General features: G+C 42.4%; 20 protein-coding genes and 1 other RNA gene. 19 read left to right on the forward strand and 2 right to left on the reverse strand.

From position 1 onward, the window contains the following. The first annotated feature begins 165 nt into the window (after positions 1 to 165). Positions 166 to 1,569 carry an ATP-binding protein gene (locus I7804_RS09035; protein ID WP_248403029.1) on the forward strand — a complete coding sequence of 468 codons (1,404 nt, stop codon included), beginning with the start codon at positions 166 to 168 and terminating at the stop codon, positions 1,567 to 1,569. A gap of 165 nt (positions 1,570 to 1,734) precedes the next feature. Here the strand turns inward: I7804_RS09035 and I7804_RS09040 are convergent, their stop codons facing one another. Next, on the reverse strand, positions 1,735 to 2,028 hold the full coding sequence (locus tag I7804_RS09040; RefSeq protein WP_248403031.1) for a hypothetical protein: 294 nt from the start codon (positions 2,026 to 2,028) through the stop codon (positions 1,735 to 1,737). 269 nt (positions 2,029 to 2,297) lie between these two features. Here I7804_RS09040 and I7804_RS09045 point away from each other — a divergent pair, with 269 nt between their 5' ends. From I7804_RS09045 to I7804_RS09085, 9 genes are all read left to right on the forward strand, one after another. Next, positions 2,298 to 2,864, forward strand: coding sequence for a chromate transporter (locus I7804_RS09045; RefSeq protein ID WP_248403033.1), 567 nt, complete (start codon positions 2,298 to 2,300; stop codon positions 2,862 to 2,864). Further along, complete coding sequence (locus I7804_RS09050; RefSeq protein ID WP_242829866.1) at positions 2,861 to 3,421, forward strand: chromate transporter; 561 nt, start codon at positions 2,861 to 2,863, stop codon at positions 3,419 to 3,421. Before I7804_RS09045 ends, I7804_RS09050 begins: the two co-directional genes overlap by 4 nt. Before the next feature lie 428 nt (positions 3,422 to 3,849). Next, the gene (locus I7804_RS09055; RefSeq protein WP_248403035.1) at positions 3,850 to 5,448 is read left to right on the forward strand and encodes an alpha-L-arabinofuranosidase C-terminal domain-containing protein; all 1,599 of its coding nucleotides are present in this window, start codon (positions 3,850 to 3,852) and stop codon (positions 5,446 to 5,448) included. A gap of 162 nt (positions 5,449 to 5,610) precedes the next feature. Then, on the forward strand, positions 5,611 to 6,432 hold the full coding sequence (locus I7804_RS09060) for a PHP domain-containing protein (protein WP_248403036.1): 822 nt from the start codon (positions 5,611 to 5,613) through the stop codon (positions 6,430 to 6,432). 39 nt (positions 6,433 to 6,471) lie between these two features. Further along, positions 6,472 to 7,407, forward strand: a complete 936-nt coding sequence (locus tag I7804_RS09065; protein ID WP_022754839.1) for a glycoside hydrolase family 43 protein — start codon at positions 6,472 to 6,474, stop codon at positions 7,405 to 7,407. Between the two features lie 199 nt (positions 7,408 to 7,606). Then, positions 7,607 to 8,152 (forward strand): GNAT family N-acetyltransferase, encoded by a 546-nt coding sequence (locus I7804_RS09070; RefSeq protein ID WP_248403037.1) that lies wholly within the window; start codon positions 7,607 to 7,609, stop codon positions 8,150 to 8,152. A 186-nt stretch (positions 8,153 to 8,338) separates the two neighbouring features. After that, entirely contained in the window at positions 8,339 to 8,485 is a 147-nt protein-coding gene (locus I7804_RS09075; protein WP_248403038.1) for a hypothetical protein, read from the forward strand. A gap of 75 nt (positions 8,486 to 8,560) precedes the next feature. Then, positions 8,561 to 8,704: a hypothetical protein gene (locus I7804_RS09080; protein ID WP_248403040.1), complete on the forward strand. Its 144-nt coding sequence runs from the start codon at positions 8,561 to 8,563 to the stop codon at positions 8,702 to 8,704. A gap of 17 nt (positions 8,705 to 8,721) precedes the next feature. Continuing rightward, positions 8,722 to 9,069 carry a hypothetical protein gene (locus tag I7804_RS09085; protein ID WP_022754842.1) on the forward strand — a complete coding sequence of 116 codons (348 nt, stop codon included), beginning with the start codon at positions 8,722 to 8,724 and terminating at the stop codon, positions 9,067 to 9,069. 150 nt (positions 9,070 to 9,219) lie between these two features. On the opposite strand, the gene ssrA is transcribed toward I7804_RS09085, so the two are convergent. Further along, positions 9,220 to 9,575: a transfer-messenger RNA gene (gene ssrA / locus I7804_RS09090) on the reverse strand. 217 nt (positions 9,576 to 9,792) lie between these two features. On the opposite strand from ssrA, the gene I7804_RS09095 reads away from it, so the two are divergent. From I7804_RS09095 to glgD, 9 genes are all read left to right on the forward strand, one after another. Continuing rightward, positions 9,793 to 10,347 (forward strand): ECF-type riboflavin transporter substrate-binding protein, encoded by a 555-nt coding sequence (locus I7804_RS09095; protein WP_022754843.1) that lies wholly within the window; start codon positions 9,793 to 9,795, stop codon positions 10,345 to 10,347. An 8-nt stretch (positions 10,348 to 10,355) separates the two neighbouring features. Continuing rightward, a complete protein-coding gene (locus I7804_RS09100; protein WP_248403042.1) occupies positions 10,356 to 12,074 on the forward strand; it encodes an ABC transporter ATP-binding protein in 1,719 nt (572 codons plus the stop codon). Next, positions 12,067 to 12,894, forward strand: coding sequence for an energy-coupling factor transporter transmembrane component T family protein (locus I7804_RS09105; RefSeq protein WP_248403044.1), 828 nt, complete (start codon positions 12,067 to 12,069; stop codon positions 12,892 to 12,894). The genes I7804_RS09100 and I7804_RS09105 overlap by 8 nt, the downstream gene beginning before the upstream one ends. Before the next feature lie 170 nt (positions 12,895 to 13,064). Then, on the forward strand, positions 13,065 to 13,895 hold the full coding sequence (locus I7804_RS09110; protein ID WP_110073801.1) for an MYG1 family protein: 831 nt from the start codon (positions 13,065 to 13,067) through the stop codon (positions 13,893 to 13,895). A gap of 846 nt (positions 13,896 to 14,741) precedes the next feature. Continuing rightward, complete coding sequence (locus tag I7804_RS09115) at positions 14,742 to 16,229, forward strand: alpha-N-arabinofuranosidase (protein ID WP_248403045.1); 1,488 nt, start codon at positions 14,742 to 14,744, stop codon at positions 16,227 to 16,229. After that, positions 16,226 to 16,471: a DUF6171 family protein gene (locus I7804_RS09120; protein WP_027215420.1), complete on the forward strand. Its 246-nt coding sequence runs from the start codon at positions 16,226 to 16,228 to the stop codon at positions 16,469 to 16,471. The genes I7804_RS09115 and I7804_RS09120 overlap by 4 nt, the downstream gene beginning before the upstream one ends. Before the next feature lie 121 nt (positions 16,472 to 16,592). After that, positions 16,593 to 16,859 (forward strand): hypothetical protein, encoded by a 267-nt coding sequence (locus tag I7804_RS09125; protein WP_022754849.1) that lies wholly within the window; start codon positions 16,593 to 16,595, stop codon positions 16,857 to 16,859. 87 nt (positions 16,860 to 16,946) lie between these two features. Then, entirely contained in the window at positions 16,947 to 18,098 is a 1,152-nt protein-coding gene (locus tag I7804_RS09130) for a glucose-1-phosphate adenylyltransferase (protein ID WP_248403047.1), read from the forward strand. Then, a complete protein-coding gene (gene glgD / locus I7804_RS09135; protein WP_092042101.1) occupies positions 18,091 to 19,209 on the forward strand; it encodes a glucose-1-phosphate adenylyltransferase subunit GlgD in 1,119 nt (372 codons plus the stop codon). The genes I7804_RS09130 and glgD overlap by 8 nt, the downstream gene beginning before the upstream one ends. Positions 19,210 to 19,323: the final 114 nt, after the last annotated feature.

Consider the following 19,323-nt stretch of genomic DNA (forward strand, 5'->3'; position numbering starts at 1 on the left):
AACAGTCATGAAAACCTTTTAAAAATGTCCGAATATAGCTAGGAAATCCTTTGAAAAATGCCTAAATGCAGCCTGGAAATCCTTTGAAAAATGACCATCGTCACTACTGAATCCGTTGAAAATAGCCGATAATTGTCATATAATAATGCAAACAGGAGGTTTCCTATGTTAAAAAGAGATATTTGGGATAAACTTATTGACTGGAAAAATCGAGATCATCACCCACTTGTGATAAGAGGGTTAAGGCAGATTGGAAAAACATATATTGTTAGAGAATTCGGAAAGGAATTCTTCGAAAGTTGTATATATATTGATCTTAGGGCGAATAAAACTATACATAGTGCTTTTGAGGGGGATTTTGACGTAGATAAAATGGTTATGTCAATTTCTGCAGTGGAAACAAAAGCCAGATTTATTCCGCATAAAACACTTATCATTCTTGATGAGATTCAAGACTGTCCTAATGCAAGAAGTTCTTTAAAGTATTGGGATATTGATGGGCGATACGATGTCATAGCTACCGGAAGCTTTTTGGGTGTTAAAGGCTTTCGCGAGCCATATATAAGAGGAATTCCTGTTGGTTATGAAGAACAAATATCCATGTATCCTCTTTCGTTTCGTGAATTTTTGAAAAACACTGGAATTGATGAGAAAGTATTGGATTATGTTAAGGATTGTATATGTAATCAAGAAACAATAGAAAAGACAATTCATGAAAGCATGAGAACTTTATATCTTCAGTATCTGATAGTTGGTGGTATGCCAGAGGCTGTGAATAAATTCTTTGCGACTCATGATCTTAACGCTGTCAGAAGTGTACAAAAATCTATCTTGAAATCAATAAGGGATGATTTTGGAAGGTATAAAGATAGCGAAGGGAACGATAAAGTAAATGAAGTGCTCAAGCTCCGGGCAGAGGCCTGCCTTGATTCCATGACTTCACAGCTTTCAAAAGAATATAAAAAATTCCAGTACAGCCTTGTAAATGTAAAAGGGAAATCTCCTGAAAAAGCTGATGGACTTCAATATCTTATTGATGTTGGCCTGATTTATAAGTCTTTTAACACAAAGGAGATATCATTCCCATTAGAAGGTGTAAAAATTCCCACAGAATTTAAAGCTTTCTATTGTGATACCGGACTACTTGTATCGCAGCTTGGCGATGATGTCCCAGCCAAAATCCTTTCAGGAGATATTAGTTCCTATAAGGGCGCTATAGCTGAAAATATGGTTGCTTCTGCCTTTGCGACTAATGGTATGAAATTATACTATTTTCATGCTCCGAGTGGATCTCCGGAACTTGACTTTTTATATGAAGATGAGGGCAAAGCCGTAATAGTTGAATGTAAGGCTACCAACAATAGAGCAACAAGTATGAAGTATGTGATCAGTCATCCAAAGAAATATGGTGCACATCCGGCTATAAAGTTCTCTGATACCAATATAGGTCAAGGCGAAGGATTCACTACATATCCGCTTTACGCCATCGGTTTCATGGAACCTGATACAAAAAGTAATATTGTTGCACCGGTAGATGTCACACATCTCAAAGTGCCTGATGATAAGTGATTAAATTGAACATTAAAAAGTGCCGATGTCATCGGCACTTTTTCGTTGTTATCGGAACAAAAAAGGGGTTGTCGCATCAGCACCATTGATATTAAAACTATTTTCGATTCTGAATTACAGACTGACCTGTTTGACCGTGAAGGGGAGGCTGTTGTTATGTTACCATTAGTTGCTTACAAGGGGTGTGTAGCCACTTTGTTTTACGATTGCCTGACCCTCTTCTGAAAGTATGAAATCTATCAGGATTGGTATATTCGGGTTGGTGTTAGATGAGTTGTAGACGGCGAAAAAGCTATCTGCAAGGGGGTAGGTTCCATTGGCGATATTTTCTTCGCTTGGGTATACGCCGTCTAATGCGAGCATTTTGACATCAGAATTGCCGTTTAGTCCTGTTACATAGTATCTGAATGAAAAGCCGATCGCTCTGCCTGTTAGTGCACCAAAGAATGAGCGTTTCATTTTCTGACCGTTCATAAAAGAGAGCATTGCGGTCTGGCTGCCACTTCCAGGTTGGTATACAAATCGATACTTATGGCTATCAGTATACTAACAAGTTTCATAAGTATGTGCTAGAATTAAATCACAAAGTGGATGTGCAGCAAGTGCTATGTGTGTGATGGGAGTTTATATGTAAATAGCAGGCTATGAATGCATTCGTTACTGTAAATAAAGAGGGAACACCAGGGAGGGGATCTGGCTATTGATATTTTTGTTTTTCGGAGGATGTTTTGGTTATTGAGCTTTTTTTGACATTTACTAGGATAGGTCTTTTTACCTTTGGCGGAGGGTATGCCATGATCTCGCTGATACAGGATATCTGCGTTGATAAGAAGAAGTGGATCACCCATGATGAGATGATGGATATAACAGTCATCGCAGAATCAACGCCGGGGCCTATAGCTATAAACTGCGCGACATATGTAGGATATAAGAAGCGCGGGCTGATGGGGGCTATTGCAGCTACTGTAGGAGTGATCCTTCCATCTTTTATCATCATATATGTGATCTCCATGTTCCTGGACAGCTTCCTTGAGATAGCATGGATAGCGAGCGCATTTAAGGGGATCAAGATAGCTGTTGGGCTGCTTATACTGGATGCGGCTCTTAAGATGATCAAAAAGATGCCAAAAAGGCCTTTTCAGATTGCTGTATTGATAACAGTTTTTGTCATCATGATGGCTGTGAATATCTGCGCTATCAAGATATCATCCATTACGCTGATGTTGGTGGCAGGTCTTTGCAGTCTGCTTATATACAGTATCAGGAATATGACTACCAGGAAGGGCAGCAGATGATGATATATATAGATCTTTTCTTTGGATTTCTAAAAGTGGGATTGTTTTCTTTTGGCGGAGCATATGCAGCGATCCCTCTTATAAGAGATGTGGTGCTACACTACGGATGGCTTGATGAAGAGAAGCTATCATACATGATAGCTGTGAGCGAGAGTACGCCGGGACCTCTTATGATCAATATGGCTACATACGTAGGCGCAGTGACAGCAGGAATCCCGGGAGCGCTTCTTGCGACCTTTACTGTAGCTCTTCCTGCCTTTGTGATCATCATACTTATTATCATCTTACTTAAGAGCATTTTGGATAGTCCCTATGTTCAGGCAGTGCTTAGAGGTTTAAAACCCTGCATTATGGGTATCATCCTGGCTATGGGCATCAGCATGATACTGCAGAACACCATCATCAAGGGGATGTCTGTAACTCCCGATATTAAGGCGGCTTTATTTTGCGCTGCTTTGGCAGTTGTATATTTTGGCTCCAGGAAGGTATTAAGATCAGGTATATCGCCTATAGGACTTATATGCATCGCAGCGGTGATGGGGATTATAGTATATTAACTCAAACTTCCTACTTAGACAGGCCGGCATCCCCAAAGTCTTTACTGGAGCAGGCAGTATATATATCATTGCCATGCTTTTAATAGTTTTATTAAATTCATGAGCGTGATAGATGGAGATTTTCATTCTGCCCGGGGTCCACGAGGCTATCGCGAAGCGAGTTTGGACCCCAGAATGGAAAGCTCCAGCTATCATGCCTTGAATTATAAAACTATTAACAGCTTGGCAATGATATATATACTGCCTGCCCCAGTAAAGACTTTGGGGATGCCGGCCCGTCCAAGTGGCAATAATGACAACTAATGATAAAAATATAGCAATAGTTTTTTAGTCTGAATAAGTCCCCCATTGTACAATTGTAAGTGGCAATTCCCGTATAGGCATATATCTTATGGGATGGCACAAATTGTAAATGGGGGACTGACATTATGAGTAAAGACGCTAAGATAACGATCCATCCGCAGTTCAAAACAGGTGATATCAGCAGGAGACTTTTTAGTACGTTCCTAGAACCGATCGGCACTATGGTCAATGGTACTATGTATAATCCCAAGCATCCTACAGCAGATGAAGAGGGGCTTAGAACAGATATCATCGAAGCTCTTAAAAAGACCGGAATGCCTGCTATAAGACTTCCCGGTGGCAACTTCGTATCAGGCTGGGACTGGAAGAATTCCATAGGACCTAAAGAAGAGAGAAGGACAGTTCTGGATCCAGCATGGTATCAGTATTATACCAATCAGGTAGGTCACGATGAGTACCTTAGCTGGGCCGAAAAGGTTGGAACTGAGCCTATGTATACTGTCAATCTTGGCACAGGTGATATCCGCGATGCCATGGCGATAGTAGAGTACACCAATCACAAGGACACAAGCTACTGGGCAGAGCTTAGAAGAAAGAACGGGCATGATAAGCCCTACGGCGTCAAGACCTGGTATCTTGGCAATGAGATGGACGGCCCTTGGCAGCTTGGGTCATGGGAGAAAGATCCAAGAGGATATGGCAATCGCACCAATGAAGTGTCCAAGGTTGTCAAGTGGATCGACCCTTCTATAGAGACGGCTGTATGCGGTTCATCCGCACCCTTCATGGACCACTTCCCAAGATGGGATGAGGAGGTTTTGGAGCAGTGCTATGAATCTGTCGATTATCTGTCAATTCATCACTATCACATAGCACCTCCCGGAGACCTTAAGGCTCTTCTTGGCGGATCGCTCTATTATGAAGATTTTATCAATACAGAGGTAGCTCTGTGCGACCTTGTTGCAGCCAAGATGAGATCTCCTAAGAAGGTCATGATCTCTTTTGACGAATACGGATCTATGGTTCGCCCTCTGTCGCCGCTTAATCCCGGCTACGGACCTCACAACATGTACAGAAGTCACTATGTATTCAATCCTGAGAGAAAATACATAATGCACGACCCTGACAATATGGAAGACAGGATCTTCCCTGGCAGCGAGATGGTACATGCCCTCTCTATGGCATCTATCCAGCTGGCGCTTCTGCGTCATGCTGACAGAGTCAAGATCGGTTGTATGACAGGAGGCCTTGGTGCTCTGTGCGCTTCAAACCATGATCATGTATGGAAGTCTGCATCATTCTATCCATTCACAGACCTTATCGAGTATGCTAAGGGAACAGCCCTTAATACTGCTGTTGAGAGTGAGACTTTCGATATCCCCGGATATGCGATCGATGACAACTCCCAGTATCCTACCAAGGAAGGCGTGCCTTACATCGATGCTGCATCAGCCTGGGACGAGGACAAGGAGCGCGTAGCTATATTCGTTATCAATAAAAGCGATAGCGACGAGTACCCTCTGACTATAGACGCATCTGGTTTTGAAGGCTATGATAAAGTATGTCACAAAGCTATGTATACAGAAGATATAGATGCAAGGAACTCTTTTGAAGATCCTGATATCATAAAGCCTGTAACTGTCAGCGATGTGACCTTTGAAGATGGCAAGGTCAAGACCTATGTTAAGCCACTTTCTTGGAACGTTATTATTCTGGAAAAATAATGTATTTGTATTTACATACTTTTTATACAAATAGGATATTATGACCGGAGTGGAACGTAGATGTGAGAGTTTCGAAGAAACGTAACAATCTGGTAGTCATATGATTATAAAGTTTGGAAGTAGCTTGGTTATTTAGAAAAAGATATATTTGAGGTAGCAGCGATGAGTTTTGAATCTGAAAAGTACAAGTATAAATACGAAGTTCATATGCATACAGCTCAGTCCAGTGCATGCGGCAAGACTGATGGAAGGGATTATATAAAGAAGTTCAAGGAACTTGGTTATGACGGTATGATCATCACAGATCATTTCTTCCGTGGTAATACAAGACCTTCAAGACACCTTCCCTGGTCAGAATATATAGATGAGTTCTGCAAAGGCTACGAAGCTGCCAAAGAAGAAGGCGACAAGCAGGGCTTCAAGGTATTCTTTGGCTGGGAGGAGAATCAGCACGGAGATGAATACCTCATCTATGGCCCTGATAAGGACTGGCTCAAAGCTCATCCCGAGATAAGAGATGCTGATCACCTTGAGTATATGAAGCTCATCCATGAAGCCGGTGGCCTTATAGTTCAGGCTCACCCCTTCAGAGAAAGAGGTTACCTCTCTGACATATACCTGCACCCATACCAGTGCGATGCCATGGAAGCCTGCAACTACGGCAATCCCGAGTATCAGGACATCCTTGCCTATAACTTCTGCAAGGACAGAGGCATCACCATGACATCCGGCACAGACCTCCATGACGTCAACGTCTTAGAAGGCAGCTGCGCCGGCATGCTCTTTGAAAAACCTATCGAGAGCATCTATGACTATGTAGATGCGATAAAGTCAGGAACAGGCTTCATGCCACTTATCCCTAACGAGCGTAAGATCATGACAGCTGATACCGCCAATACACTTCCTATGACACTGTTTGACGAGGCTAATCATGGAAGCAGCGTAGAGCTGGGCGACCTTTTTCCAAACTATAAGCAGACATGAAGTTCGAGTACACAATCAATAAGGAGAAATTATTCATCTATGGAGACGACACTTAAAAGAAAAAGCACTAATCCTATTGTTTCATCTATATATACAGCAGATCCTGCACCTATGGTGTATGGAGATAAGCTTTATCTATATACAACTCATGACGAAGACGAACTCGTTAACGATTTCTATACAATGAATGACTGGAGATGCTTCTCCACAACCAATATGGTTGACTGGGAAGACCACGGCAAGATTTTCTCACTTGATGATATCGAGTGGGCAGATGCAAGAGCCTGGGCTCCGCAGTGCATCGAGAGAAATGGCAAGTTTTACCTCTATTGCCCGGTTAAGAAAAAAGACAGCGGCATGGCAATAGCTGTCGGCGTATCAGATAGCCCTGTTGGTCCTTTCAAGGATCTTGGACATCCTCTTGTAGACGAAGGCGACTGGAATGACATCGATCCTACAGTATTCATCGATGATGATGGCCAGGCATATCTGTATTTTGGTAATCCTGAACTTCGCTACGTTCTTCTTAATGAAGACATGGTATCATACGATGAATCCGTGGGAGTTGTGAAGGTTCCTATGACTCAGGAGTCTTTTTCCAAAGGAAGCCACATGACAGGAACATCCTACGGCGAGGGACCTTGGTTTTATAAAAAAGATGGCCTCTACTACATGGTCTATGCTGCATTTGCAGAAGGCAAGAATAGAAACGAGCACCTTGCCTACTCTACATCAACATCTCCCACAGGACCATGGGTATATGGCGGTGTCCTCATGGCAGAAGAAGAGGGAGGCATCTTCACTAACCATCCCGGCATCTGCGATTTTAAAGGACATTCATATCTCTTTTACCACACAGGAGATCTTCCGGGAGGAAGCCTCTTCCATAGAAGCGTGTGCGTAGCCGAGTTTAGTTATAATGAAGACGGTTCTATCAGCACTGTTCCTATGTGCGACGGCGTTGAGGAAGTGTGATAGGTAGTGTGCTGATTAATTCATGTCTGATCAGAATATTCATCTATGAATATGTCTACAACGTCATAAAAGCTCGACTATGATATATATATTTCTTATTATGATTATATATAAAAAGTATAGGACTTGTTAGCTGTGAGCCGATATAATGGATCTGTTGGCCGATGTGATAGGTATTAGTTGATGAAAGGATTTTAAGATGGATTTGGAAAAAAGTCAGAATGAAGCCGTAAACAATATAGCTTTTCTTGAAAACTTCGAATTTAGGATCATTCACAAAGATGAGATAGATCAGGCTATAACCATAGAGCACACCTGCTTCCCACCTCACGAAGCGTGTTCGCCCGAGAATATGACTTCGAGGATAGGAGTAGCATCTGATTTCTTCCTTGTAGCAGTAGACAAGACTACTGGCAGGATTGCGGGATTCTTAAACGGAATCGCTACTAATGAGACTGAGTTTAAGGATGAATTCTTCACAGATGCATCAAACCACGACCCGGGTGGAGCCAATGTCATGATCTGCGGCCTTGACGTATTGCCTGACTATCAGATGAAGGGTCTTGGACGAGAGCTTGTTAGGCAGTATGGAATCCGTGAGAAAGCAAGAGGCCGTAAGAGCCTCGTCCTTACCTGCCTTGACAGCAAAGTTGGCATGTACCTAAAGTTCGGCTTCGTAGACAAGGGAATATCAGGATCTGTCTGGGCCGGCGAAGAGTGGCATGAGATGAGTCTTGCATTATAAACTATCAGCATCGGCGCTGCCTCAAAGGGTGGCGTATGTTTGGCAAGTGCGAAGTCAGTTATTTAGAAATTAACGAATTGTCAGAGGACAATCTACGGGGTATAATAAAGTTCTGTAAGCCTTGATCGTGTAGGCATTCTCTATATGATCAGGGCTTTATTTAAAGTTATGTTTGGGAGGAAATATATGAAAAAGAAGGCAGTAGTAGCACTTTGCAGCCTTATGGCTGTGCTGAGTCTTGCCGCTTGTGGCAAGGACAAGGAGACATCTTCTGAGAAAGAATGGGCAGGAGTGTATATTGGTAAGGACGGAAGCCTCCTTATCCTATGTTAGGATGGAGGAGGATACATCAATGGCGGTACCCCTGATAATTACAAGATTAAATGGAAAATTGATGATGACGAGATCGTGATCAAATGTGACAGATTCGAAAAGCTTATCATCGACATTGACGATGCAGAGCCTGATGATACAATCTGTGTATCCGGCAAAGAAGGCCAGTCATGGAGAGACGAGGACTTCGATAGAACAGAGATATATGAAGAAGACTGATTTAGGGGGATTATTAAATGAAAAAGAAAGCAGCAGCTTTGATCTGCACTATCATGACAGTTACAAGTCTTGTAGCATGTAGCAAGACATCACCTGAGAAGGCCTGGAGCGGAGCATATATTAATGATGACGGAATGATCCTTGTTTTAAGTGAGGACGGCTCAGGTTATCTCAATGACGGCTATGGCAGTAATCTGGAGATCGAATGGGAGATCGATGATGAAGAGATCAGCTTCGAGGCAGATAACGGAATGGATTTCACGATCGATATAGAAGACAAAGAGCCTGGAGATAAGATCACTGTAAAAGGAAGTGATAAAAGTTCAGATAAGTTCAAACGTGTAGAGATATACGAAGAGAAATAAAAAATAAAGACGCCAAAAACCTGATTTTTAAGGCTTTGGCGTCTTTTTTAGTGATGCTGTCGTCATATAGGAGAGCAGACTAAATAAAAAAAGACCCGACGTAGTTCTATTTGATAAGAGACGCGTCAGGTACTGCTGCAGTTACAATATAAGTGGACTAGACGGGAGTCGAACCCGTGTCCAAAAGCTCGTCCGCTGTCCTTCTACTATCATAGTAAACTGTTTCGGGTTGCCCCATTTTCCTCATCAGACCATCAGTTTACGAGCAATCTGAATCGGTAGCTTCATGTTACGCCCACAATCTCAAAGCTTTGAATGTGTCGTTTCCTGCCAGAATGGCGCCAGATTCCAGATGAGCAGGTGCATCTGGGCTGACGGCTGCAGCACTTAGGCTGCTGCTAATTCGTAATCGTTGTTAGCGTTTACTTTTAAGTTTGAGGTTTAACGCACCATCCCGCGGATAGCTTCTCCAGTTTCAAAACCCCTGTCGAAACCTTTACTAGCCCTTATTCAATTTATAAAATACAGATGTGCTCTAGTATTATATCGGATTGCAGAGCAAATTTCAACAGTGCTCTACGAAATAGTTGCCAAAAATCGCCAAAGGTGGTAAAAACTATATCTGGTCATCATATGCTTATATAGAGCAAATGTTCAAAAAATATGATATTATAGTTTCGAATATATATCAAAATTATCATATGAAGATAGGGAGGATCTACCATGAACAGATTATTATCAGTTAAGACCATCGTTGCAACAGCGATCGGCGCAGCATTATTCTTTGTATTGGGCAGATTTGTAGCAATTCCAAGTCCTGTTCCGAATACTAATATTTCAGTTCAGTACGGCGTTCTTGCTTTCATTGCAGGAGTGTTCGGACCTATAGCAGGTGTTCTTGCAGGACTTATAGGTCACTTTTTCATCGACTTTAGCTACGGCTGGGGCGTTTGGTGGAGCTGGGTTATAGCTTCAGGTTTCTTTGGCCTTATTATGGGTGTTATCTCATTTTTTCTCAAACTCGATGAAGGTGAGTTCAATATTAAGGGTGTCGTACTCTTTAATGTAAGCCAGGCTGTATCACATATCATAGCATGGATAGTTATAGCTCCTACTCTTGATATACTCATATATGCTGAGCCTGCCAATAAGGTATTCCTTCAGGGCGTAACAGGTGCGATCATCAATATCATTACAACTGCTATTGTAGGAACACTTCTTTGCATTGCATATTCAACTGCAATTCCTAAGAAGGGTAGTCTTAAGGAAGAAGATTAATCTTTTATATGTCAGAAACAATTATAGAGTTTAAAAATTTTGGATTTCAGTACAAAGCTCAGGCAAAGCCTACTCTTTATGATATAGACTTTGCCGTATCCAAGGGTGAAAAAGTACTGATAGCAGGTCCGTCAGGATGTGGCAAGAGTACGCTTGTACACTGCATCAACGGACTTATACCATTTTCATACAAAGGGGATATGACAGGAAGCGCTACCATAAATGGTAAGGAGATCCGAAAGCTCAGCCTTTTCAAGATAGCGCGCACTGTAGGAACTGTCCTTCAGGACAGCGATTCCCAGTTTGTAGGTATGACTGTGGCAGAGGATATAGCATTTGCGCTTGAAAATGACTGTATTCCGCAAAAAGAGATGAAGGATCGTGTACAGAAAGTCGCTGATATGGTCAATATCGGCGACTTTATGTCGCATGCACCGTCGGAAGTTTCCGGAGGACAGAAGCAGCGTGTATCCCTTGCAGGAGTCATGGTAGATGATGTTGATGTCCTTCTTTTTGACGAGCCTCTTGCCAATCTGGATCCTGCTACAGGCAAGCAGGCCATAGAACTTATAGATGAGATTCAGAAAAAGACAGGTGCGGCTGTGATAATAGTAGAGCATAGAGTAGAAGATGTGCTCCACCGCTATGTTGACCGCGTAGTACTCATGAATGAAGGCCGCATAGTAACAGATACAACGCCTGATAAGCTCCTGGCAGGTCACTTTTTAAGAGATTGCGGTGTCAGAGAGCCTTTGTATGTGACTGCTTTGGAATACGCCGGAGTATCATCATCTGAAGACAAGCATCCCTGGAATCTTGAATCAATGGTGATAGATGCTAAGGATACAGAGCTTGTAAGAAGGTGGTACAAGGACACGCCTCTTGCTGTGGATAACAGGGATAGAGATGTCCTTATGTCAGTCAAGGATATTACTTTTTCTTATGAGAAGAACAAAAAGACTGTACTTGATAATATCAGTCTTGATATATATAAGGGCGAGATGCTTGCCATAGTCGGAACCAACGGCGCAGGCAAGACCACCTTTTCCAAGGTTGTATGCGGATTTGAAAAGCCTGCATCAGGCAGTATCACTTTTGATGGGCAGGACTTCCTTCCAAAGAGTATCAAGGAAAGAGCTGATCATGTCGGATATGTACTTCAGAATCCTAACCAGATGATCTCACAGGTCATGATCTATGATGAAGTTGCTTTCGGTCTTAGAAACCGCAAGGTTCCGGAGGATGAGATACAAAAGAAAGTGGAAGAGGCGCTTAAAGTCTGCGGCCTTTGGAAGATGCGTAATTGGCCTGTTTCGGCTCTTAGCTTCGGCCAGAAGAAGCGTGTTACTATAGCAGCTATCCTGTCTATGGGGCCTGAGATGATAATCCTTGATGAGCCCACAGCAGGTCAGGATTATAGGCATTATACGGATATCATGGAGTTTTTGAAAAAGCTTAGAGACTCCGGTATCACTATCGTGATGATAACTCATGATATGCATCTGATGCTTGAGTATGCAGACAGGGCGGTTGTCTTTTCACACGGAAGGATAATTGCTGATGACAGACCGGCAAAGATCCTTACGGATAGAGAGATAGTAGACAAGGCGAGCCTTAAGGAGACATCTCTTTACAATCTTGCCTTAAAATGCGGGATAGAAGATGGTACGTCTTTTGTCCAGAGATTTATCGATTATGAGAGGAATGAAGTAAGATCTCATGACTAATTTATTTAATTATATTGACAGGCCATCAAGGATCCACAATCTCACGGGCGCGACCAAGCTTATATGCCTGCTTTTGTGGAGCTTTGCGGCAATGGGAACATATGATACGAGATTTCTGGCCCTTCTTTCTATAGGTGGGGTAGTGCTCTTTTATATAGGGCATATCCATCTTAAGGATGTGTCATTTATGCTGGGATTTACTATGGTATTTCTGGTACTTAATACCATACTTGTGTACCTCTTCTCCCCGCATCATGGCACGGAGATCTACGGTACGACTACATATCTGTTTGGGATGAGCGGACATTTCGGACTTACTGCAGAGCAGCTGTTCTATCATCTTAACTATTGGCTTAAGTATACGGCTACGATACCGATCATACTTCTGTTTGTATGCACCACTAACCCTAGCGAATTCGCTGCTTCTCTTAACAGGATAGGGGTCAGCTATTCTATATCGTATTCGGTGTCGCTGGCGCTTCGCTATATTCCTGATATTCAGCGCCAGTACGATGAGATCAGCAAGGCAAGCCAGGCAAGGGGCGTTGAGATGAGCAAGAAGGCTTCTATAATTAAGAGACTTCAGTCAGCATCTGCAATCCTCATACCGCTGGTCCTTACCAGTATCGACAGGATCGAGGGTATCACCAATGCTATGGAACTTCGCGGCTTTGGCAAAAACAAAAAGCGCACCTGGTATATGGGCAAAAAATTCAAATTAGCCGATTATGTAAGTATGATAGTGTGCGCAGGTCTTCTGGTGATCTCTATCATGCTCAACATTCATAACGGCGGACGCTTTTATAATCCGTTTAAATGATCATATATTTTGAATCACAGATTCAAAAATACAGTAGTAGAGTAGGTTGAGATCGACTTTGGTGAAGGCTCTATTATTTACAGAATCGTTGAATTATGAAACATGCAGTAAATATGTGTTTCTGATTTATACGTTCAAGAAATCATGATTGATTGAAGAAGGAAGGTTCTATGGATAACAGTTATATTTATGAAATTAAAGAAGCAATTACACATGGCGGTGTGTTTCATTCGGATGATGTATTTTCTACAGCTTTTCTGCAGATTCTAAATCCCGAGCTTAAGGTTAAGAGACTTATGCAGGTTCCGGAAGATTTCGACGGACTTGTTTATGATATAGGACTTGGAAGGTTCGATCATCATCAAAAAGACAGGAAGGTAAGGGAGAATGGAATCCCTTATGCGGCTTTCGGACTTCTGTTCGAGGAGTTTGGAACACTGGTAATGTCCGAGGAAGATGCCAAGGAGTTCGATGAGACTTTCATCCAGCCGATCGATAAGTCTGACAACACAGGTTCATTTTGGATGATATGCGATATCATAAGTGACTTCAATCCTGACTGGATCGGGAATCAGGACAGGGACGAGGCTTTCTGGAGAGCTGTTGCTGTTGCCAAGGAGATCCTTGTTAATAAGTTTAGGCAGATCAATGCTAATCGTAAGGCTTATTATATGGTCAAGGAAGAAGTGGACGCCTGCACAGGGCCTGTTCTTGAGCTTTCCAAGACTATCCCGTGGCAGGATGCTGTCAAGGGAACAGATATTCTGTATGTGATCTATGAATCTGAACGTGGTGGTTACAATGTTCAGACTGTTAGGGTTGATGGAGAAGAGAGAGAGAAGAAACCATTCCCTGAGAGCTGGAGAGGTAAGCCGGCTGACTTCCTTCAGGAAGTTACGGGTGTTAGCGGCATAACATTCTGTCACAACTCCGGATTCCTGTGTGCCTGCAAGACCATAGATGACGCCAGAGCCATAGCCAAGCTTGCAGTCGAGGCGTGAGTCGCTAGAGCATAGCGGCCCACTTGGACGACGTTGCCTCGCTAAATGATTTGCAGGGACGGGCAGTATATAGATCATTGTCATGCTGTTAATCGTTTTAAACTTCATGGCACGATAGCTGGATCTTTTCATTCCGGGGTTCAAACTCGCTTCGCTCAGACAGGTGAACCCCTGGCAGAATGAAAATCTCCATCTATCATGCTCATGAAGTTGATAAAACGATTAAAAAGCATGACAATGATCTATACACTGCCCGTCCCCGCAAATCATCTAGCGAGGCAACGCCGCCCAAGTGGGCCTTTTGTTTATAGGATGGAGAAAGCGTGGCGAAAAGGTGTGGTAAAGAAGCGTTGTTAAAAAAGCGTTGTAAAAAAGTGTTGAAGAAATGTAGTTTTTATGCCGCTCTAAATAAAAAGGTAAAATATTTGATAAATAAGTAAAATTCTGATTGTTTTTTATTTTATCAGCTAGTAAGATTAATTGAGGTATCAAATCTATACTCAAGTTTCTTGCTTTGTGGTTTTGGTAGCTTCGGATGTTTTTGGGAGTATATAGCCCCCGATGGACAGAATATAATCTTTGCCATGCTTTTAATCGTTTTATTATCTTCATGAGCATGATAGATGGAGATTTTCATTCTGCTAGGGGTTCACATGTTTGAGCGAAGCGAGTTTGAACCCCGGAATGAAAAGATCCAGCTATCGTGCCATGAAGTATAAAACGATTAACAGCATGGCAAAGATTATATTCTGTCCATCGGGGGCTGTATGCTTCCAAAAACATCCGAAGCTACCCATGCGACTGTTCAATGCGTGGAGTTTGAGTTCTATATAAGAGGGAGAAGATATGAATCACATCATTGTTAATGGCAAGGTAAGCAAGGGAACAATCAACAAGAATATATACGGGCAGTTCACAGAGCACCTCGGACGCTGCGTATATGAAGGTATATATGTTAAGGATGAAGATAATATACCTAATGTCAATGGTATTAGAAGCGATGTACTTGGAGCGCTTAAGAATATCGAGGTGCCGCTGGTGCGTTGGCCCGGTGGATGTTTTGCTGATACTTATCACTGGAAGGACGGAATCGGTCCCAAGAAGGATAGGAAGACTATCGTTAATACCAACTGGGGCGGTGTAACAGAGGACAACTCTTTTGGAACACATGAATTCATGGAGTTTGCAAGTCAGCTTGGCTGCGATGTATATCTGTCAGGCAATGTAGGAAGCGGCACTGTACAGGAGCTTTCTGACTGGATAGAATACTGCAACATGGGCGGAATATCTCCTATGGCCAATCTAAGGCGTGAGAACGGACGTGAAGAACCCTGGAATGTCAGATACTGGGGTATTGGCAATGAAGCCTGGGGATGCGGCGGCAATATGTCTGCCGAGTACTATTCTGATGAAGCCAGGAAGTTTGCTACCTATATGAGGAATTATGACAATGAGCATCCTATCTATAAGATTGCTTCCGGTAGTAACGGACCAGACTTCAACTGGACCAAGACTGTATGTGAACGTGCTGGTCATATGATCGATGCGATCACATTCCATTATTATACGGTGACCTATGATTGGAACAATAAGGGCAAGGCTACAGGATTCACCAAGGATGAGTATTATCGTCTTCTTCACAATACTCTTAATATAGAAAATATGATAAATAATCATAGTAATATCATCAAACAGTATGAGACTAAGGATCATAAGATAGGTCTTATCATTGATGAATGGGGAACCTGGTTTGATGTAGAAGACGGAACCAATCCGGGATTTTTATATCAGCAGAACTCTATCAGGGATGCTGTGCTTGCAGGTATCAATCTTAATATATTCAATAATCACTGCGATACTGTTGTGATGACCAATATCGCACAGATGATCAATGTACTTCAGGCTATGATCCTTACAGATGGTGACAAGATGGTTTTGACACCAACTTATCATGTATATGATCTGTATAAAAAACATATGAATGCTAATCATCTCGAAAGTTATGTGGATGCAGATATATTAAATGATCAGGAAGAGCTCAAGGTTCCTCGTCTCAATGTTTCTGCTAGTTGCAAAGATGGTAAGGCTCTTGTAACAGTTGTCAATCTGTCAGAAAGTGAGATGGCAGATGTTGATGTTATCCTGTCAGGACTTAAAGCAAGCTCTGTATCCGGAAGATGTGTAACAGGCGATATGGGAGATTATAATTCATTCGAAAAGCCTGATGTTGTAGGCATAAGATCTATTGATGCAGATGTAGCAGAAGATGGATGCAGCTTTAAAGCATCTCTTCCAAAGAACAGTGTATGTGCGTTTGAGGTAGTTCTTAAATGAATAAATGTAAGAGATGCTTCCTGTACGAGATTGCCGGCAAGGAGGATGTCTATGCTCACGTGTTAAGAACACGTGAGCTTCTTGCTGCTAAGGACAAGGCATCTGATGCTGTATATGATAAAAGACTTGCTATCTGCCGTGAGTGCGATAGCCTTCTTGAGGCTACATGTCTTAAATGCGGCTGCTATGTAGAGATAAGAGCTCTAAAAAAAGATGCGACCTGCCCTTTGAAGAGGTGGTGAAGTTTTGTTTTAGCTGTTCTGCGTCTATTTAGTACTTGAAGCGCCTATAGGATTAGCTTAAAATATAGTTGTATAGTCGTTGTTATTTTGATCTGTGATCCGATACCTGCGGAGATTGCCTATGTCTGACGAACTCAAAATGTCTGTATCAGGTGCGCTTAAGAATAAAAGCGGTATGAAGGTTGTCTATGTAACCTTTGAGGATGAAGGCCGAAGAGCTGAGGGAGAGCTTCCCGAGTGCAGGATCACTAGAAACAGCGGTTTTACCAAACAGGAGATTGAAGCTTTGCAGCAGTATATGGCTAGTCAGAAAGACACCATTATGAAGATGGCGCAATCCGTCAATCCGATGAAAGCTTTTCTGTCCGGGGGAGACAAAAGTTTATAATACCTTTTCTATAGTGACTTTGGATTTTGTCTGATCCGGATGTAATTCACCATTCAATTGTAAATTAATAACAAAGGGGAGGTACTTATGGCAAAGAATAATATGCTGGCAATGGTACTTGCTGGAGGTAGAGGTAGTCGTCTTAAAGACCTTACCAACAAAGTTGCAAAACCGGCAGTTGCTTTTGGTGGAAAATACAAGATCATTGATTTTCCGCTTAGTAACTGTGCTAACAGTGGAATAGACATCGTTGGAGTTCTGACTCAGTATGAATCAATTCTTCTTAACAGTTATGCAGGCGCCGGAAGGATCTGGGGTCTGGACAGCAAAGACAGTGGTGTCTTTATCCTGCCGCCTCGTGAGAAGGCTGATAGTGGCCTTAATGTTTACAGAGGGACTGCGGATGCTATCTCTCAGAATATCGATTTCATAGATTCTTATGAACCTGAATATCTTCTTATCCTTTCAGGTGATCACATTTACAAGATGAATTATGACAAGATGCTGGACGATCATATTGCTAACAAGGCAGATGCTACGATCGCAGTTATCGAGGTTCCCAAGAAAGAAGCCAGCAGATTCGGTATCATGAATACTGCCAACGACGGCCGTATCGTAGAATTCGAAGAAAAGCCTGCTCATCCTAAGAGCAATCTTGCTTCTATGGGTATATATATCTTTTCCTGGAAGCAGCTTCGTAAGATGCTTGTTGCTGATATGAACAGCAAGACTTCCAATCATGACTTTGGTAAGGACATAATCCCTACTATGCTTAATGATGGTAAGGCTCTGTATGCTTATAAATTCAAGGGCTACTGGAAGGATGTAGGAACTATTGATTCCTTATGGGAAGCTAATATGGACCTTCTTGAAGAGGGTAGTGAACTTAATCTTGGTGATAATTCCTGGAAGATCTATACAGAAGATGCAACTGAACTTCCTCAGTTTATAGGCGAGGATGCAGAGGTTAAGTGTGCTTATATCACTCAGGGTGTTCAGGTTCATGGTAAGGTTGAGCATTCAGTTCTTTTTACAAGTAGTATTGTAGGTAAGGATGCCAAAGTCAAGGATAGTGTTCTTATGACAGGTGCAGTAGTCGGAGAGGGAGCTAAGGTTACAAGAGCTCTTGTGGCTGATGGTGTAACTATAGGAGACGGCGCAGTTGTAGGCAGCGCTAAGAGTGATAATATCTTGCTTGTAGCTCATGATATCGAGGAAGGAGGCAAATATTATGGCTAATGCATTCGGAATAATCGCACCTGCCGGAACATATATGAGAGTAGAGGGATTGCAGGATTTTAGGCCTATAAGCGCATTCTCTTTTCTCGGAAGATATCGTATAGTAGACTTCCCGGTATCCAATCTGTCCAACAGTGGGATAGAGCGTATACAGCTTTTTGTTAATAATGAAAATCCCAGATCACTTGCAGAGCATGTTGGAACGGGACGTATCTACAATATCAACTCCAAGAGGGGACTTCTGCAGATGATGTTCAGCCATGAAAGTGCGCTGAGCGATATCTACAATACAGATGTTAAGGCTTATCTTGAGAATCTTCCTTCAATAGAGCGCTGTCATCAGAAGTATGTCATCATAACTCCCAGCTATATGGTCTTCAAGCAGGACTATGATAAGCTTCTTGATGAGCATATAAATTCCAAGGCTGATATAACTCTTTTATATCACAAGGTCAATAATGCAGATACTTCGTATCGTAACTGCTATACACTTGAGCTCAACAGGCAGAAGGGCTTTAAGTCCATGCGTATAAACACAGGTACAGTGGCTGATCGCAATATCTTCATGGATACCTATGTAATGCACAAGGATCTGTTCATAGAGCTTCTTAAGAAGGCCAAAAAGCTGTCCGCTATATCAAGGCTTACCAATATCATACATGCTGAGAGTGAGAATCTTGATATAAGAGGCGTACAGCATAAGGGATATTTTGCAGCGATCACGGATTTCAGAGCATACTATGAAGCTAATATGGAACTTCTGAATCTGGACTATGCTGAGAGTCTTTTCTCTAATGACTGGCCTATATACACTCATACTACTGACTCGTGCCCTGTTCAGTACACTTCATCTGCTTCTGTCAAAAAGACGATGGTTGCTAACGGCTGCGTCATCGAGGGCAATGTAGAGAACTCCGTAATCGGAAGAGGCGTTGAGATAAAGAAGGGTGCTATCGTCAGGAACTGCATCATAATGGGCCATGTGATCATCGAGGAAGGTGTTCGTATCGAGAACATGGTAGTCGACAAGTGGGCGAGGATCACTGCTAAGCAGAACATAGTCTGCCCCGAAGATGAACCCGGCTACATCCGAAGGATGGATATAATCTGAGTTTTACGGGAGGTGTTGCAGCCTCCCGTTTTTAAGTTGCATACGCACATCTGCAAGGAGGTTGCGACATTATTACTAAAGTGAAGCGACAAGTAAATTTTTTGTGCAGAGGAG

The sequence above is a fragment of the Butyrivibrio fibrisolvens genome (assembly GCF_023206215.1).
Taxonomy (GTDB): domain Bacteria; phylum Bacillota; class Clostridia; order Lachnospirales; family Lachnospiraceae; genus Butyrivibrio; species Butyrivibrio fibrisolvens_C.

Excerpts from the sequence above, each read along its gene's own strand:
- I7804_RS09130 (WP_248403047.1), top strand. The coding sequence starts at position 16,947 with ATGGCAAAGAATAATATGCTGGCAATGGTACTTGCTGGAGGTAGAGGT.
- I7804_RS09060 (WP_248403036.1), top strand. The coding sequence starts at position 5,611 with ATGAGTTTTGAATCTGAAAAGTACAAGTATAAATACGAAGTTCATATG.
- I7804_RS09055 (WP_248403035.1), top strand. The coding sequence starts at position 3,850 with ATGAGTAAAGACGCTAAGATAACGATCCATCCGCAGTTCAAAACAGGT.
- I7804_RS09065 (WP_022754839.1), top strand. The coding sequence starts at position 6,472 with ATGGAGACGACACTTAAAAGAAAAAGCACTAATCCTATTGTTTCATCT.
- I7804_RS09125 (WP_022754849.1), top strand. The coding sequence starts at position 16,593 with ATGTCTGACGAACTCAAAATGTCTGTATCAGGTGCGCTTAAGAATAAA.
- I7804_RS09105 (WP_248403044.1), top strand. The coding sequence starts at position 12,067 with ATGACTAATTTATTTAATTATATTGACAGGCCATCAAGGATCCACAAT.
- glgD (WP_092042101.1), top strand. The coding sequence starts at position 18,091 with ATGGCTAATGCATTCGGAATAATCGCACCTGCCGGAACATATATGAGA.
- I7804_RS09085 (WP_022754842.1), top strand. The coding sequence starts at position 8,722 with ATGAAAAAGAAAGCAGCAGCTTTGATCTGCACTATCATGACAGTTACA.
- I7804_RS09035 (WP_248403029.1), top strand. The coding sequence starts at position 166 with ATGTTAAAAAGAGATATTTGGGATAAACTTATTGACTGGAAAAATCGA.
- I7804_RS09120 (WP_027215420.1), top strand. The coding sequence starts at position 16,226 with ATGAATAAATGTAAGAGATGCTTCCTGTACGAGATTGCCGGCAAGGAG.
- I7804_RS09110 (WP_110073801.1), top strand. The coding sequence starts at position 13,065 with ATGGATAACAGTTATATTTATGAAATTAAAGAAGCAATTACACATGGC.
- I7804_RS09040 (WP_248403031.1), bottom strand. The coding sequence starts at position 2,028 with ATGAAACGCTCATTCTTTGGTGCACTAACAGGCAGAGCGATCGGCTTT.
- I7804_RS09095 (WP_022754843.1), top strand. The coding sequence starts at position 9,793 with ATGAACAGATTATTATCAGTTAAGACCATCGTTGCAACAGCGATCGGC.
- I7804_RS09100 (WP_248403042.1), top strand. The coding sequence starts at position 10,356 with ATGTCAGAAACAATTATAGAGTTTAAAAATTTTGGATTTCAGTACAAA.
- I7804_RS09050 (WP_242829866.1), top strand. The coding sequence starts at position 2,861 with ATGATGATATATATAGATCTTTTCTTTGGATTTCTAAAAGTGGGATTG.
- I7804_RS09115 (WP_248403045.1), top strand. The coding sequence starts at position 14,742 with ATGAATCACATCATTGTTAATGGCAAGGTAAGCAAGGGAACAATCAAC.
- I7804_RS09075 (WP_248403038.1), top strand. The coding sequence starts at position 8,339 with ATGAAAAAGAAGGCAGTAGTAGCACTTTGCAGCCTTATGGCTGTGCTG.
- I7804_RS09070 (WP_248403037.1), top strand. The coding sequence starts at position 7,607 with ATGGATTTGGAAAAAAGTCAGAATGAAGCCGTAAACAATATAGCTTTT.